Origin of the sequence: Mesorhizobium sp. M0207, from assembly GCF_040321995.1 — a bacterium.
GTDB lineage: Bacteria > Pseudomonadota > Alphaproteobacteria > Rhizobiales > Rhizobiaceae > Mesorhizobium.
Map to the genome: position 1 here is coordinate 42,744 of NZ_JAMYSQ010000033.1, position 14,906 is coordinate 57,649.

18 protein-coding genes and 1 riboswitch are annotated in these 14,906 nt (G+C 62.9%); of the genes, 10 read left to right on the forward strand and 8 right to left on the reverse strand.

Annotation, left to right across the window (positions count from 1 at the left end):
* Positions 1-161 precede the first annotated feature (161 nt).
* From NKJ15_RS29325 to NKJ15_RS29350, 6 genes are read right to left on the reverse strand one after another with little or no spacing between them, the layout of a single operon-like run.
* Positions 162-755, reverse strand: a complete 594-nt coding sequence (locus NKJ15_RS29325; protein ID WP_352474460.1) for a HupE/UreJ family protein — start codon at positions 753-755, stop codon at positions 162-164.
* A gap of 47 nt (positions 756-802) precedes the next feature.
* A complete protein-coding gene (locus NKJ15_RS29330; RefSeq protein ID WP_352819280.1) occupies positions 803-1,342 on the reverse strand; it encodes a hypothetical protein in 540 nt (179 codons plus the stop codon).
* 2 nt (positions 1,343-1,344) lie between these two features.
* Complete coding sequence (locus NKJ15_RS29335; RefSeq protein ID WP_352819281.1) at positions 1,345-2,553, reverse strand: agmatinase family protein; 1,209 nt, start codon at positions 2,551-2,553, stop codon at positions 1,345-1,347.
* A 10-nt stretch (positions 2,554-2,563) separates the two neighbouring features.
* On the reverse strand, positions 2,564-3,373 hold the full coding sequence (locus NKJ15_RS29340; protein ID WP_352819283.1) for an ATP-binding cassette domain-containing protein: 810 nt from the start codon (positions 3,371-3,373) through the stop codon (positions 2,564-2,566).
* Complete coding sequence (locus NKJ15_RS29345; protein ID WP_352819299.1) at positions 3,370-4,248, reverse strand: ABC transporter permease; 879 nt, start codon at positions 4,246-4,248, stop codon at positions 3,370-3,372. Before NKJ15_RS29345 ends, NKJ15_RS29340 begins: the two co-directional genes overlap by 4 nt.
* A 38-nt stretch (positions 4,249-4,286) precedes the next feature.
* Positions 4,287-5,351: a putative urea ABC transporter substrate-binding protein gene (locus NKJ15_RS29350; protein WP_352819285.1), complete on the reverse strand. Its 1,065-nt coding sequence runs from the start codon at positions 5,349-5,351 to the stop codon at positions 4,287-4,289.
* A gap of 101 nt (positions 5,352-5,452) precedes the next feature.
* Positions 5,453-5,568, reverse strand: a riboswitch (guanidine-I (ykkC/yxkD leader).
* A 381-nt stretch (positions 5,569-5,949) separates the two neighbouring features.
* On the opposite strand from NKJ15_RS29350, the gene NKJ15_RS29355 reads away from it, so the two are divergent.
* From NKJ15_RS29355 to NKJ15_RS29385, 7 genes are all read left to right on the forward strand, one after another.
* Positions 5,950-6,591 carry an NADPH-dependent F420 reductase gene (locus tag NKJ15_RS29355; protein ID WP_352449697.1) on the forward strand — a complete coding sequence of 214 codons (642 nt, stop codon included), beginning with the start codon at positions 5,950-5,952 and terminating at the stop codon, positions 6,589-6,591.
* Positions 6,588-8,087, forward strand: a complete 1,500-nt coding sequence (locus tag NKJ15_RS29360) for an aldehyde dehydrogenase family protein (protein ID WP_352819287.1) — start codon at positions 6,588-6,590, stop codon at positions 8,085-8,087. Before NKJ15_RS29355 ends, NKJ15_RS29360 begins: the two co-directional genes overlap by 4 nt.
* Positions 8,088-8,203: 116 nt before the next feature.
* Entirely contained in the window at positions 8,204-8,854 is a 651-nt protein-coding gene (locus NKJ15_RS29365; protein WP_352819288.1) for a type 1 glutamine amidotransferase domain-containing protein, read from the forward strand.
* A gap of 146 nt (positions 8,855-9,000) precedes the next feature.
* Positions 9,001-9,345: a hypothetical protein gene (locus NKJ15_RS29370; protein WP_352542645.1), complete on the forward strand. Its 345-nt coding sequence runs from the start codon at positions 9,001-9,003 to the stop codon at positions 9,343-9,345.
* A gap of 75 nt (positions 9,346-9,420) precedes the next feature.
* Positions 9,421-10,215, forward strand: coding sequence for a helix-turn-helix domain-containing protein (locus tag NKJ15_RS29375; RefSeq protein ID WP_352474471.1), 795 nt, complete (start codon positions 9,421-9,423; stop codon positions 10,213-10,215).
* A 112-nt stretch (positions 10,216-10,327) separates the two neighbouring features.
* The gene (locus tag NKJ15_RS29380) at positions 10,328-10,486 is read left to right on the forward strand and encodes a YdeI/OmpD-associated family protein (RefSeq protein ID WP_352616453.1); all 159 of its coding nucleotides are present in this window, start codon (positions 10,328-10,330) and stop codon (positions 10,484-10,486) included.
* A gap of 159 nt (positions 10,487-10,645) precedes the next feature.
* Positions 10,646-11,455, forward strand: a complete 810-nt coding sequence (locus tag NKJ15_RS29385; protein WP_352769323.1) for an MBL fold metallo-hydrolase — start codon at positions 10,646-10,648, stop codon at positions 11,453-11,455.
* 160 nt (positions 11,456-11,615) lie between these two features.
* Here the strand turns inward: NKJ15_RS29385 and NKJ15_RS29390 are convergent, their stop codons facing one another.
* A complete protein-coding gene (locus NKJ15_RS29390) occupies positions 11,616-12,485 on the reverse strand; it encodes a LysR family transcriptional regulator (protein ID WP_352501394.1) in 870 nt (289 codons plus the stop codon).
* A gap of 235 nt (positions 12,486-12,720) precedes the next feature.
* On the opposite strand from NKJ15_RS29390, the gene NKJ15_RS29395 reads away from it, so the two are divergent.
* Together NKJ15_RS29395 and NKJ15_RS29400 are read left to right on the forward strand one after the other, a co-directional pair.
* Positions 12,721-12,876, forward strand: a complete 156-nt coding sequence (locus NKJ15_RS29395; protein WP_156937304.1) for a YjiS-like domain-containing protein — start codon at positions 12,721-12,723, stop codon at positions 12,874-12,876.
* 10 nt (positions 12,877-12,886) lie between these two features.
* Positions 12,887-13,870, forward strand: a complete 984-nt coding sequence (locus tag NKJ15_RS29400) for an aldo/keto reductase (RefSeq protein WP_352773556.1) — start codon at positions 12,887-12,889, stop codon at positions 13,868-13,870.
* Between the two features lie 160 nt (positions 13,871-14,030).
* On the opposite strand, the gene NKJ15_RS29405 is transcribed toward NKJ15_RS29400, so the two are convergent.
* On the reverse strand, positions 14,031-14,579 hold the full coding sequence (locus tag NKJ15_RS29405; protein ID WP_352685780.1) for a hypothetical protein: 549 nt from the start codon (positions 14,577-14,579) through the stop codon (positions 14,031-14,033).
* 76 nt (positions 14,580-14,655) lie between these two features.
* Between NKJ15_RS29405 and NKJ15_RS29410 the strand changes: the two genes are divergently transcribed.
* A partial coding sequence (locus tag NKJ15_RS29410; RefSeq protein WP_352819291.1) for a hypothetical protein occupies positions 14,656-14,906 on the forward strand: 251 nt, incomplete at its 3' end.

The window sequence follows — 14,906 nt, forward strand, 5'->3', positions numbered from 1 at the left end:
CGGCGTACGGCAAGCTGCTAGCCTCAATCTCCGGATGAGATCAGAGTCGCTCAGACCGGGTCTTCAGGATCTGGTACAGCACGTTTCGGATGCGCTGCCCAACGGTTAGCCGGTTGATCACGCCTTCGCCTCCTGTTCATCGCAGATGAATGGGCTGCGGTTCAGATGATCTGTGCCGCCAGCGCCACGCCGACCAACGACGTGCCGACGCCTGCCGTGCGGATGGCTCGCGGCCAGCGCCGAAGTGTCAGGGCGGCTAACGCGCCGGTCGCGTGAAGAGCCGAAGTAGCGACCACGAAGCCGACCGCATAAGCGATGCCGCTGGCCGTCTCGGGAATTTCGAGGCCATGGGCATTGCCGTGGAAGAGGGCGAAGAGAGCAGTCAGCGAGGCGGCCACAGCGAGCGGAAGCGGCTTGGCAAGCGCCATCATCGCGCCGAAGACCACCAGCGATAGCGTTATGCCGGTTTCCAGTGAGGGTAGGCCGATGCCGGCGATACCGAGCAGGGCGCCAGCGAGCATCGCCGAGACAAAGCACGACGGCACGATGATGATCCCCTTGCCGCCGGCGCGAGCGGCAATGATGCCTACAGCCATCATGGCAAGCAGGTGGTCCATACCGGTCAGCGGGTGCTGAAGGCCGTCTACAAACCCGTGGGCATGAAAACCGCCGCTATGGGCGAAGGCCAATGAGGGGATGAGGGTTGTGGCGGCTGCCAGGGCGAGTCTACCGAAGGATGAAAGCGTTCTGTTCATGGTTCTGGACCTGTTTGATAGGGGTGCGATCGGTTCAAGGCCGGTGCTCATTGTCCGGCCCCTGGCATGGTGAATTGTGCGGCGCCGGACCTGTCGGCCAGAAGTCGCGCCTCGCCGAAGTCAAGGGGCGTTTGTGCCTTGCCGTTATGGTAGACGAAGGCTAGGCGGCGCCGGCGCGACGTCAGTTTCGCGGGCAGCGGGTGATAGGTGACGCCGGCGCCACCAATCAGCGGCATGACGGCGCCGACATCGACCATGTCCTGCGTCTCGACGCGCAGAAGATGCAGCCGCACGCCGTCGGCGGTCTCGCCGACGAACGGAATCCCGGCGAGGCGCAGGAAACTGGACGGGTCGGGCGCCCGCGAAAACCCTTCGAGAAACGCGATCTCGACGAGATCGAGATCGGTCGCCCGCGCGTCGGCGGGTTCGGGCGCATGGTCGTGCGGTAGATGCGGTGTCTGCCATTGCAACGGCTTGCCGGCCGGCCCGTTGTGGCCGACAGGGTGGGGATGGTGATGATGACCGTTCGGCCCGTGATGGTGACCGTCGCCACGATCATGGCTGTGGTGGTGATGATCATCGTGCATGGTCAAAAGCTCGTCGGCTTGTCGATGATGGATTTGTGTTTGCCGAGATTGCCGTGCGCGACCATCGAGCCTAGCGCCTCGACGACAACCCGCACGCCAAACAGCGCCGTGATGTCTGACGTGTCGTAGGGCGGCGACACCTCGACCACTTCCAGTCCGCAGATGCCGGGCGCCGACACTAGCCCGAGCAGCTTCAGTGCCTCGCGCGGCAGGAAGCCACCGGGCTCCGGCCAGCCCGTACCCGGCACGAAACCGCAATCGATGCTGTCGACATCGAAGGAGATGTATACGGCGTCGGTGTCCTTCCATGCGAGCTCGAGCGCGATCTCGGCCGCCTTCTCCAGCCCCATCTGTTCGATATCGGAGATCGTCAGCACGTTGGTTCCGCGCTTTCTCGCCTCGGCCACGCCGTAGCGGGGCACCTGCCAGCCGCCGATACCGAGCTGCACCAGATTGGTGGCCGAGACGTTCGGCAGGTTGGTCGCCCAATACCAGGGCGTCGTGTGCATACGTTCGTCGAGATCCTTTTCCTGGATGTCGATGTGGCGGTCGAAATGGATGATGCCGATTCGCTTGGAGGTCACGTCGGCGATACCGCGCACGCACGGAAACCCGATCGAATGGTCGCCGCCGAGCATGATCGGCAGCGCGCCGGACGAGGCGACATGGCTGACGCCCTTGGTGATCTGGTCGAAGCTCTTTTCGAGATTGGCGGGGATGGTGAAGACGTCGCCAGCGTCGCAAAGCGTCATCTGCTCGCGCAGGTCGACACCGAGCTCGTAATTGTAAGGCGTGTAAAGCGCCGAGATGCGGCGCATGCCTTGCGGCCCGAAGCGGGTTCCGGGCCGGTAAGTGGTCCCGCTGTCGAAAGGAATGCCCATGACGGCAGCGTCATACCTGCCGACATCGCGGACGTTCTCGATATAGGGCGCCTTGAGGAAGGTGTTGATGCCGGCGAAGTGCGGCAACTCGCCTCGCGCGAATGTCGGGATCGACTTGTCGGTGATCGAATCCGATCCGGGCAGGCCCATGTCGAGTGCCCATTTCTGTTCCTTGCGCCAGCCGTCCTCGGGCAGCTTTCCTTCCGCCTCGATAGACTTCCAGCCCTGCATGTCGCGGATCTCGAAGTTCGGATGGTGGAAGCGTTGGCGTGGCTGGTGGTCGGTGAGCCCGGCGCGACGATGCCGGCGTTCTGGACTATCTCTGTGCATGAAACCTCCTTCACGACGCCGTCGTCGCGATTGCGCTATCCAGTCGGGTCGTCCCGACCATCGCGGCCACTTCGGCCACGTCTCGTGCGGAAGCCCGGTGCTTGCGGTCGAGCTTCAGATCGTAGGTGATCGTCGCGCCATAGGCGGACGGGAACTGGGGGTCGTGGCGCACCTTGTCGAAGACCAGCACGCGGGTGCCGAGCTTGAATGCCTCGCCGATATCGTGGGTGACCATGACCACGGTCATGCCGTGCTCGGTCCAGAGCTCGGTGAGCAGCTCATGCATCTCGATGCGAATACCGGGATCGAGTGCGCCGAACGGCTCGTCGAGAAGCAGGATCTGCGGCCGGCCGAGCAAGGTCTGCGCGATCGCCAGCCGCTGCTGCATGCCGCCAGAAAGCATGGCCGGATAGAGGTCGCGCGCATGGCCAAGCCCGACCCGTTCCAGCATGGTTTCGGCTTCTTGCCTGGCGCTTGTGCGCCTGGCGCCGAAGACGCGGCCGAACGGTCCGCCCGAACGGAAGTCCTCGACCAGCAGCAAGTTCTGCAACGCGGTCAGATGCGGAAACACGGAATAGCGCTGGAAGACGATGCCGCGCTGCGGCGTCGGCTCCGGCACGATCGGCTGGTCGCCGACGACGACCACGCCGCCACTTTGCTGTTCCTGGCCAAGCAGGATGCGCAGGAACGTCGATTTTCCACAACCGCTGGCGCCAACCAGCGACAGGAATTCACCCGCTTCGGCGAAGACATTGACCCGTTCCAGTACGCGGGCGTCGCCGTAGCTCTTCTCCAGCCCATGGACGAGGATCCGGCTCATCTGGTCCGCACCGGATGCGCCCAGGGCGAGATGATGTGAGAGAGCCGCACGAGTAGCCAGTCGGTCATCACCGCAAGCAGCGTGATCCAGGCGACGTAAGGCAGGATGACGTCCATCGACAGGTAGCGACGAACGAGGAAGATGCGGTAGCCGAGCCCCTCGGTGGAGGCGATGGCTTCTGCCGCGATCAGGAACAGCCAGGCCGGCCCAAGCGCCAGCCGTACGTAAGTGATGAGGCGCGGCATGACCTGTGGCAGCACCAGCCTGAGCACCATGGTCCAGCTGTTGCCGCCGAGCGTCTGTGCCTTGGCGACGAGCTCCGGCGGCAATTCCATCACCCGGTTGGCGATGTCGCGCACCATGACCGGTGCGACGCCGAGAGCGATCAAGGTGATCTTGGCCGTTTCGCCGAGGCCGAGCGCAATGAACAGGATCGGCAGCAGCGCCAGTGGCGGGATGACGCAGACAACTGTGACCAAGGGCAGCAGAAAGGCCCTGACGCGCGGGATGAAACCTATGGCGACGCCGAGGCTGAGCGCCACCAGCGTGGCCATGCCGACTCCGGCGAACAGCCTGATCAGGCTGGCATAGGTGTCGGCCCACAGGATCAGGTCGCCGGAGCGCTTGTCCGGCACTGTCGCTAGGTCTGAAAATGCCGACCACATCTGTGCAGGGGAGGGCAGCAGCTTGTCGCTGGGATTGACCGCCAGCCTTTGCGACGAAGCGAAGAGATAGGCGATTGCCACGGCGGCAAACGGCAGCGTCCCAAGCAGCAACGCTCCGCCGCGCGAGACCGTCGCGTTGATGAGGCGAAGCCGCGCTTTCGGCCTGCTAGGTTGCAGGCGCGCGACTTCGGGGCCTGCCGCGGCCTGCATGATGCCGGTTCCTCTGGCTAGCATGTCGCGCTCCCGCGTCAGAGCGTTCCGCCCGCCGCCTCTGCCATAAAGGCCGGATCGAAGCGCAGCTTGACGTTGTTGACATCGCCCAGCGTCGAGCCATCGGGAAAGCTCATGCCGATCACGTCGACGCTCGGCGCGTTGGTACCAAGAATGCCGTGGCTGAACAGGAAGTTGCGCACCAGATCCATGGTCTTCGGCAGTTCGGCGCCGTTGGTGAATGCGACCGCCTTGGCCGGCTCGAAGAACATCGCCGTTGATGCAAGCTGAGCGTCGAAACCGGCAAGATCCGTCCCCGACGCCTTGGCCATCTCTTCCTTGGCCGCCTTGCCTTCGGGCGTGCCCGACGTCATCAGCGCCATGGCTTCATACCATGCACCGACAAGCGCCTTGCCCAAGGCCGGATTGTCCTTCAGCGTCGCGGTGTTGACGACCATCATGTCGATGATCTCGCCGGGGATCTCAGTCGAATCGAATACCTTGTGGGCGCCCGGCATGGCAGCGATTTCCGAGACTAGCGGATTCCAGGTGACGACGGAGGTGACGTCGCTGGTGCCGTAGGCAGCGACCATGTCGGCATCGGAGGTGTTCACCACCGTAATGTCCTTTTCGGCCAACCCCACCGTCTCCAGTGCGCGCGCAAGTAGGTAATGTGAGACGGAAAGCTCGACGAGATTGACCTTCTGGCCGGCAATATCCTTGAGCGTGGTCTTGTTCTTGAGGATGACCGCGTCGTTGCCGTTGGAGAAATCGCCGACGATCAAGGCCGTCGTGTCGACACCGCCGCCGGCCGGGATCGAAAGCGCATCCATGTTGGTCATCGAACAGCCGTCAAAGCCGCCGGCCGTGTACTGATTGATGCTTTCGACATAGTCATTGATGCGGGTGATCTCGACATTGATGCCGTATTTATCGGCCCACTTCTTTATGATGCCGCTATCGGAAAGATAGCCCCACGGCATCCAGCCGACGTAGATCGACCAGCAAATCTTGAAGTCTTTCTTGGGCGCCGCTTGCGCGGCTGAGATGAAGGGGAGGCTGAGTGATGCGGCTAGGATGATTGTGGCCAGTTTGCGAAGCATTACATACCCCTGTTTGCGATCCGGATTGCGTCCGAACGTCTGTTGGGGGGTTCACAGAGCGCGCATCCGGGAGAGGTTCGCGCCAGCAAACCCGTGCAGGGTTCTCCCGGGATTTTGGCCCGCCGTGTTCCGCCAGATGCCTCAATGCATCTCAAGCGGTCGCGTCTCTTGGACCAGCACCGTGATCGACACGGCCGGAACCCTAGACGCTCTGCACGTGAATAACGAAGCAAGGGGCGTGCCAGTCCGGAAAGCCGTCCTGAGGCGGCCTTTGCCCGGATTTGCAGGCAATCGCGCTATGCTGATGCCACAAAAGTCATCGCAACGCCGACGGATTAGGCAAGGAAAATCCAGCGTCAACCCATATGAGCAGGCTTGTGCCCTGGGGACCTCGGCTGATCGCACCCTGCTCTATGGTCGCCCACACATACATGCCCAATAGGGACACGTTCGGGAAGGGCGTGAGCGCGCGGCGGATCCGGATGCCAATTGGCGCCGACCCATGTGACGAGTGCGCCCGATCGTGCAAGGGCAATTCGTGAAATAAGCGCGACTGCAATGATGCTAGGCAAGCCCGATCGCGTGTCGGGAGGCAGTTGTGAAAGTTGCGATCATCGGACCAGGCTCGCTCGGGAAGGCCTTGGCGAAATGTCTTGGCCTCGCCGGGCACGAAATTCGCCTCAGCTTCAGTCGTGACGAAGGCAAGTTGCGCGCAATCGCGGCAACCCTCCGTGTTGGCTTCGGTGCCCCTGACGAAGTAGCGAGATGGGCCGACGTAATTGCCCTGGCGACGCCATGGCCGGCTCTGGAGCTGGCGATGGACGCGCTTGGCGATTTGTCGGGCAAGATCGTCTGGGACAATACCAATGCAGTCGCGCCTGACCTTTCCACGATGCTGCTAGGCACTACTACGTCTGTAGGCGAGGAGGTTCAGAGGCGCGCGCGGGGCGCCCTTGTCGTCAAGTGCATTCCGACCTTTGCCGAATTGCTTGACAGGGATGATCCGCGTCTCAACGGCGATCCGGTGACGAGCTATGTCGCCGGCAATGACGCAGATGCCAAGGCGGCGGTTTGCCGGCTTCTCGCCGATCTGCCGACAATGCCGGTCGATGTCGGCGATCTCACGGCCTCGCGCCTGATCGAGCCGATGATGCTGCTATTGGTCCAGCTCGCCTATCGGCGCGGGATGGGGCCGACAATTTCCTTCAATCTCATTCGACAGGACGGAACCGGTTCATGACTGATTATCTACCCGCGCGGCGCAAGGCGATTCCAGTAGGACGTCTGCTGATCGATGGCCAATGGCGCGATGCCGTCAGCGGCGAGACTTCGACGACTTTTGATCCGACCACGGAGGCGGCGATCACCGATATTGCGAAGGCGGACGTCACCGACACGAGCGATGCCGTCGCGGCCGCGCAGCGGGCTTTCGAGCAAGGACCCTGGGCGCGGATGCATCATGAGGAGCGCGCCAAGATCCTGTTTCGCATCGCCGATCTGATGGACGAGCGGGCCGAGGATTTCGCGGTGCGCGAGGCGATGGATATGGGTATGCCCTATCGCGATTTCCGCGATATCATCATGCCGCACTGCTCAGGACTGTTCCGCTTTCATGGCGGGCTCGCCATGAGCGCGATGGACGGCGCCTATCGTACAAGCTACGAACCAAATATCAGGATCCTGACGCGGCGCGAGCCGCTCGGCGTGGTCGCTGCGATCACCCCGTTCAATTTTCCCCTCGCGCTGTCCTGTTCGAAGATCGCGCCGGCACTCGCGGCGGGTAACACGGTCGTTCACAAGCCTGCGACCGACACGCCCCTGACGGCCCTCGCCTTGGCGCAAGTGATCCTCGACGCGGGCGTGCCGCCAGGCGTCTACAATCTCGTCACCGGCCCGGGCGCCACCATCGGCGACGCGCTGGTCAACGATGCCCGCGTCGACAAGATCGCCTTTACCGGGTCGACCACCGTCGGCCAGGGCATCATGCGCAACGGTGCCGGGACGATGAAACACCTGACCATGGAGCTCGGCGGCAAGAGTCCCAATATCGTTTTCGCCGATGCTGATATCGATGTCGCGATACAGGCAGCCTTCTGGGGCATCTTCTGGAACAAGGGCGAAGTCTGCGTCGCCGGATCGCGCCTGCTGGTTGAACGCGCCTGCTATGACGAGGCCGTCGAGAAGCTGAGCGCCATGGCGAAGTCGGCGACACTCGGCGATCCGCTGGACCCTGCGACGATGATCGGGCCGATCGCATCGCGGGGCGAGTATGACAAGGTCTTGAGCTATGTCGAAGAGGGCAAGCGCACCGCGCGACTGGCCGCGGGCGGCGGCACCCGCCAGGTCAACGGCAAGGGCCTCTTCATCGAGCCGACCATCTTCGCCGATGCGACCAACGACCTAAGGATATCGCGCGAAGAGATTTTCGGTCCTGTCCTGCCGGTGACTCCATTCGACAGCGAGGAGGACGCGATCCGGATCGCCAACGATACGAGCTACGGGCTCGCCTCGGGCATCCAGACCAGCGATCTCGGCCGCGCCTTGCGGCTCGCCGACCGGATCAAGGCAGGCACGATCTGGCTGAACTGCTGGCACAAGTACCATCCTAATGCGCCGTTCGGAGGTTTCAAGATGAGCGGCTATGGCCGCGAGCAGGGCCGCGAGGCGTGGGAAAGCTACACCCAATACAAGACGATTTGGGCGAATCTTGGCGAACCAGTCGAGATGGCGCGATGAGCGTGCGCGATTCCAACCCACTCGACCCGCGGCATCCTAAACGCGTCGCGATGGTCCTTTCAAACCCGGCTGTGTCAACCACCACAGGCTGGCCGGTCGGGTTTTGGTGGAGCGAGTTGACCCATCCCTGGCTCGCCTTCACCGAGCGCGGATACGAAGTCGCGATCTTCTCGCCTGAGGGCAACAAATGCGAGGCGGATGCATTGAGCGACCCGCGCGATCCGTCCGGCTATTCGGATACGGATCTGATCTCGCTCGGTTTCCTGTCGACGCCGAAACTGGCGGCGCTGGTGGAGACGACCCGGCCCATCGCAGAGCTGTCGGTCGACGCGTTCGACGCGATCGTCGTCGCTGGCGGCCAGGCGCCGATGTTCACCTTCGAAGACGCAACTGAGTTGCAGCGGCTGTTCGTCAACTTCTTCGCGGCCGGCAAGGTCGCGGCTGCCTTGTGTCATGGCGTCGCGCTGCTGCGTTACGCGCGCCTCTCAACCGGCGAGCTGCTGGCCAAAGGGCGCACTGTTACGGGGTTCGCCAATGTCGAGGAGGACTTCGCCGACAATGCCGTCTGGGAGATGGGCGCGCTGCCGCACGGTACGCATCTGATGCCATGGCGGATCGAGGATGAGATGCGTGCGCTCGGCGCGAACTATATTCAGGCCGGGCTGTGGCGCGATTTTGCCGTGCGCGACGGCAATTTGATCACCGGCCAGCAGAACTTCTCCGGAGCGGCGACCGCCCGTCTTGTCATCGAGGCGCTCGGTGGCTGAGGACCAAAGACCGCTCCTGTCGGTGAAGTTCGGGAGACAAACTCGCCGTCAGGGCGGGCGATGCCAAACGACATCGGCCCAATAGGATCCGGGGTCCGTCCAAGAACTCCACCTCAAACAACCACTATCAGCAGCGAGGATGAACCATGGCCGTAGTGACGACACTTGATATTGCCGGCCTGACGGCCGAAGATTATAGCCGCATCCTCGATCGGATCGGCGTGGAGAAACGGCCCGCTGGCGGCATCTACCAGCACATCGCGCATGCCACAGACGATGGTTATCGCATCATCGAGATATGGGACGACAAGGCAGGCCTGGAGCTCTTCTTGCAGGACACATTGTTTCCCGCCGCACAGGAACTGCAAGTTCAGCGTGAAATGACCATTATGACCCAGACACTGCACAATATCTTTGTGCCCCGGATTGGTGAACTGACTGCCCTGGCAAATGATGCGCCTGGTGGACCCGACAAACGGGCAAAAGTGTAGGCATCAAGGATCGAGGATGCGGCGATCGATCATCGAAGTCCTGGAGGAACTTGCGTCCGGACGCCCGGTACAACGATGGTGATCGCGGCAAGTGCAAAGAGGTTGTTCTTTCCTGCCGGCGACTATCGCCATGCGCCGGCCGGAGTCGTTCAGCTGCGTGTGATTCGCAGCGGTTCATCCTATGCAGAGATCGATCTTGGCCGCGGGCTGCGGCGCGTCTTCACCCGCCCCGGCGACCTGCTGCTCAGTCTTCCCGAGCGTGCCACGCGGTTCAAGATCGAGGAGCCGCGAGAGCTGACGATGATCACCGTTGACTCCGCGCTGGCGTCAAGGCTCCTGGTATCCGCAGGCGGGACCCCCGAGGACCTGGTAATCCTGACCGATCGACCGATACGCGATTCGCTGGTGGCCGAGTTGTGTCGACGCCTCGAAGGCGACCCGCCCGCCAACCCGATCGTCCGCGAATGGACGCTGGGCCTGGTTTTCGCGAACCTGCTTCGTCTCGGGCATGCACGCCAGCGGCAGCAGAAGTCTCCGGTCCTAACCTCGCAGCGGTTCGACCGGGTCCTCGCTGCGATTGACGGCGATCTGGAAAAGGGGGTGTCGATCGACCATCTTGCCGGAATCGCGGGAATACCACGACGCGCCTTCACCGCCGCCTTTCGCGAGGCGACGCAATTGCCGGTACATCAATTCATTTTACGCCGCCGCGTTGATCGCGCGGTCGAGCTTTTGGAAAATAGCGATCTGCCGCTGGCCGAGATTGCTCAGCACGCGGGTTTCACTCACCAGGCCCATATGAATCGCGTCGTGACCCGATTGAAAGGGCTGTCGCCAGGCCGGCTGCGGTCTCGCAGGCGCGACGGCTGACTTGTGATCTATTCCGGCATCAGGATTCGAATGGCGGAGACGTAAGTTGCTGAAACGTCCGTTGGCTAAGATGCCCGACAGTTTGCGTGCAGAGCTCGAGGCCGCAAATCTGATGACTGCTTTCGAGCAACGGCCTCCCTATCAGCGCAATGATTACTTGCATTGGATCGAGCGCGCCCGTCACCCGGAAACACGCCGAAAGCGCATAAATCAGATGATTGACGAGCTTACGAAGGGAGGAATCTACATGGGCATGAAAAAAAAGAGCTGAGATCGCCGCGAAGCTAGCAGATCCGTCAACGATCATCTTCCAATCCGTGCTTTCCGCATCGATCTTCATCGATTTCCCCACGTCTTTGCGCAGATTATGCAGGGAGCCAATAGTGACAATCGAACCTATCCTTCATTTTCGTTCGCGGCAGGTGGCCATATGATCGTGACATCGCAAACCAATAACGTGCTCGGCAGCACGTCGGGAAGGTGGCGCGTCTGGTCGCTCTCGGACGGTTACGTCGAGATGCCGGCGGACCTTTTGCGGGACCCGCAGGATAATCCGGTGCCGCAAGCTGCGTTGGCAGGGGCGCTTCGCCTGTCTGTCAATTGCTTCGCGCTGGTAGGTCCAGGCGTTGACGGCGTTCTAATCGACAGCGGAGGAGGGGGCTGGGCCCCGACAGTGGGGCGTCTTGAGCAGGCCATGGCGGAAGCCAAGATCGACCCGGCTTCGATCACGGTCTTGGCGCTCACCCACGCCCATCAGGATCATGTGCACGGACTTTTGACCCCCGACGGCCGAGTGCTCTTTCCAAACTTGAAGGCGATCGTAATTCCCGAGGCGGCTGTGCAGAGCTTTTTCGCTTACGCGCACCTTGCGCAGTTCCGGCCCCTGCTGAAGCCTGTCCAGAATGGCGACCAGGTGGGTGAGCGATTGAGGGCGGTCGCCTTGCCCGGTCATGCTGCCGGTCATACCGGCTACACGTTCGACACGGACGAGGATCGTTTCCTATTCTTCGGGGACATCGTTCATGTGCCGGCCTTGCAGTTCGGCAATCCCGCGTTCAGTTGGGGCTATGACGACGATCAGCTGACCGCGCGCGCAACCCGCCTAAAGGTTTTCAGTGACGCGGCCGAGGCGGGGACGTGGATCGCCGGCGCGCACCTTGGCTGGCCGGGCATCGGTCGCGTGGTGCGTAAGGGCGAAGCATACGGCTATGAGCCGGCAGGAGGACGAGTGACCGGATAGGCGGCCCCGTGCTGGTCGGTTTATACCGCTCTCTTCGCCCAAGGCAAGGATCTCGACGAGCAGCGCGCCGCACTCCGGCGTCCTCAACGGCGGCGGTACCATCGTCCGGCCCACCAAAATATCTGATTCTTGATCCACTGGCGGCCGATCTGCCTGAGGCTTACCGGATCGGCGTCTCGCCGCGAAACAGCGGCTGGTGCGCCCGCATCAAGGCGGCAATCCGGTCGGCGACTTTCCGTACCGGCGGGGAGTGACGTTCCTCGTGATGGGTGACGATCCATTGGTCGGTTTCGAGTTCGGGGATAGGCTGAGCAACGCGAACCAGCCGCGGATCGCCGTCACCGACGAAGCACGGAAAGACCGAAAGGCCGGCGCCGGCGGCCACCAGTTCGCGCACCGAGTGGGTGTTGTTGCCGCGTACGGCGATGCGGTCGCCGTGATGGGCTTGCAGCCAGCGCGCCGAGGCAATGTTTGCGCCTTCGCCGGTGACGCCGACGAACAATCCGGCGGCGATGCCGTTGATCAGGTGACGTCCGGAATAAATGGCGTGGGCGACCTTGCCGCTCTGACGGCCGGCCAGCCACTGCTCGGTCGGGCGCTCGCTGCGGATGCCGATGTCGGCGGCACGGCGACCGATGTCGACCCGGTCGGTGGTGGTGACGAGCTCCACCCTTATGCCATCATCGACCGTCCAGATCTCGCCGATATGGGCGGAAACGAAGGCCGAGGTCCATGGCCCGGCCGAGACGCGGACAATGCGGTCGGGCAGGTTTCCCTCGCGCCAGCGGGTCAGCGACTGCATTGCCGCCTCGACGTCTTCGGCGCGCCGCAGCAGTTCCTCGCCGACCGGGGTCAGCCGGTAGCCGGTCTGCTGGCGCACGAATAGAGGTTCGCCGATCTGCTTTTCGAGCGCGGTGACGCGTCGTCCAAGGGTGGCTGCGCTGAGGCGCGTGGTTCCCGTCGCTGCGCTCAAGCCACCCAGCCGCGCAACGTCGAGAAACAACCTCAGATCGTCCCAGCCGATATCCATTTTGCAGAAATGAAAAACTCCTTGCGACCGTGGCTGTAGCGCAAAGCGGGCATCGTGCGCAAGTATGCAGGCATTGGAGGCGTTGGACAATCCTGCCTGGCGGGACAGGGACAAGCGCCTCGGCTGGCCAAGAAGCGAACTGAACCCTTTCGATCGCGCATGCGATTGGCGCAGAGGTTTTGCGCTTCCGACCAACCCAGGCGCGCAGGCATTCTGCGTACCAAAGGAGACGATCATGTTGGATGAACTTCGATACCGTTTCGCCCGCTGGATTGCCTATCGCCAGACGCTTGCGAGTTTGAGGCAGGCCCGGGACAGCACACTGGCGGATGCCGGCATTTCTCGCGAAGAGATCCGCGAGCGTGCCCGCCACGCCAGCTTGCGTCGTTGAGGAGCCGGGCATGCAGATGATGATGCTTTGGGATGGCCGCTCGGTACCGCGCATCGGAATCGGCACCTGGGCGGCGGGTGGCCCCGCGCGTTGGCGTGAGACGGCGACAATCTATGGCGAGGTCGACGATATCAGGTCGCAAGCCGCGCTGGCGATGGCTTATGAGATCGGCGCGCGGGTGTTCGACACGGCTGCCGCCTATGGCGCCGGCAATGCCGAACTGATCCTCGGGCGGGCGTTGAGGGGTAAGGACGAAGCCGTCATCGTCACCAAGGTCGGTTATTTCGGCGATCCCGAAACGCGCAAGATCGCACCCGAGGATGCCTCTGCCGCGGCAATCCGGACATCGATCGACAATTCGCGGCAGCGCCTGCAGCGGGATTGTATCGACGTCGTGCTGCTACATATCAACGAGTATCCGATCGAGCGCGCCGGCGAGGTGTTCGATACGCTCGGCCTGTTGCGCCAGGAGGGCAAGATCGGCGGCTTCGGCTGGAGCACCGATCACCGCGAACGGCTTGCCGTCTACGCGCCGCGCGAGGGGTTCGTCGCCGTAGAGAACGACTTCAATGTGTTTACCCCGGCGAACGAGCTGATGGCCGTTGCGGCGCGCGAGAACCTCGTCTCGTTCAGCCGGCTGCCGCTGGCAATGGGGCTGCTCACCGGCAAATACACGCCGGCCATGCGGCTGCCCACCAACGATGTGCGCGGCGGGAATGCCGAATGGATGGTGTTTTTCAGGGATGGCGCCGCCAACCCGGACTATCTGTCAAGGCTCTCGGCAATCCGCGACCTGCTCACCTCGGGCGGACGCACGCTTGCGCAAGGCGCGCTCGGCTGGATACTCGCCAAGTCGGCAATCGCCCTGCCGGTTCCCGGCTTCACGCGGCCCGAGCAGGTCGAGGACAATCTCGGTGCGCTGGAGAAAGGGCCGCTGCCGGCAACGGTGATGGCCGAGATCGACACAGTGCTGAAAATTGCCGAGACTTCGTAGGGTGTGGTGAATCCGGAATTCGCATTGGCGATAATGCGACCAACTTCGATCTCTCTGATGTCTGCCGATATCGCATTTTTCTTAGTCAAGCTTCCGTGGCGCAATTGAACACGGACGGAGCGGCGGACACGCTCGAGTTGAAGGTCCGCCGCTCCGGTTTTCAGATCAAAGAGTGATGCTGCAACGGGAGATGGGTAGCGAGCTGCGCTTGAGCTGCGCCGCCGACCGCGTCGCTGTCGAGAGAGAGCGACCCGGTTGAGCTGTCAAAGATGATGTGGTGGGAACCATCATCCGTGGCCGTAACAGCAGGGGACGTATGCAATGAAAGCCCTCCCGACTTGAGGTCGGCAAGCGCGGAGTGGTCGAGCTGGACTTTGTCCTGAAGCTTGCTGAAGTCGAAGGCATCGTTGCCGTGACCGGATGTCAGGTCGGCGACGGCGCTCTTGTGGACACCGGCGCCGGCATTTTCGTTGCCCTGGAGCAGTTGGGCGAACCCGTGGCCGGTCAGGCTGGTTGCCGTTTTCTCGGATGGGCTGCTGGTCGCGGCAAGCTCCGAGCCGGACGAAAGCGCGGGGCTCAACGCGGCCAGCACCCGGTCAACGCTGCTGCCTCCCTTGTCGCCGGCAGTATCATGGCTGGTGTCGTTGCTGCCGAACAGATCGGTCAGAGCGTGAAAACCGCCGCGGTCGGAGGGGGAAGCGGCGGTCACAGTCGAACTGCCATCGCTTGCGATGGGGTGCGAAGGCGCCGTCGCGGTCGAGCTGCCATCGCTGGTGCTATCGCCGGTGGAAGGGGCGGTCGCAGTCGAGCTGCCATCGCTCGTGGTGGCGCCGGCGGCGGTCGCAGTCGAACTGCCATCGCTGGTGCTATCGCCGGTGGCGGCATGGGAAGGGGCGGTCGCAGTCGAGCTGCCATCGCTCGTGGTGGCGCTGGCGGCGGCGGTCGCAGTCGAACTGCCATCGCTTGCGATGAGGTGCGAAGGCGCCGTCGCGGTCGAGCTGCCATCGCTGGTGCTATCGCCGGTGGCGGCATGGGA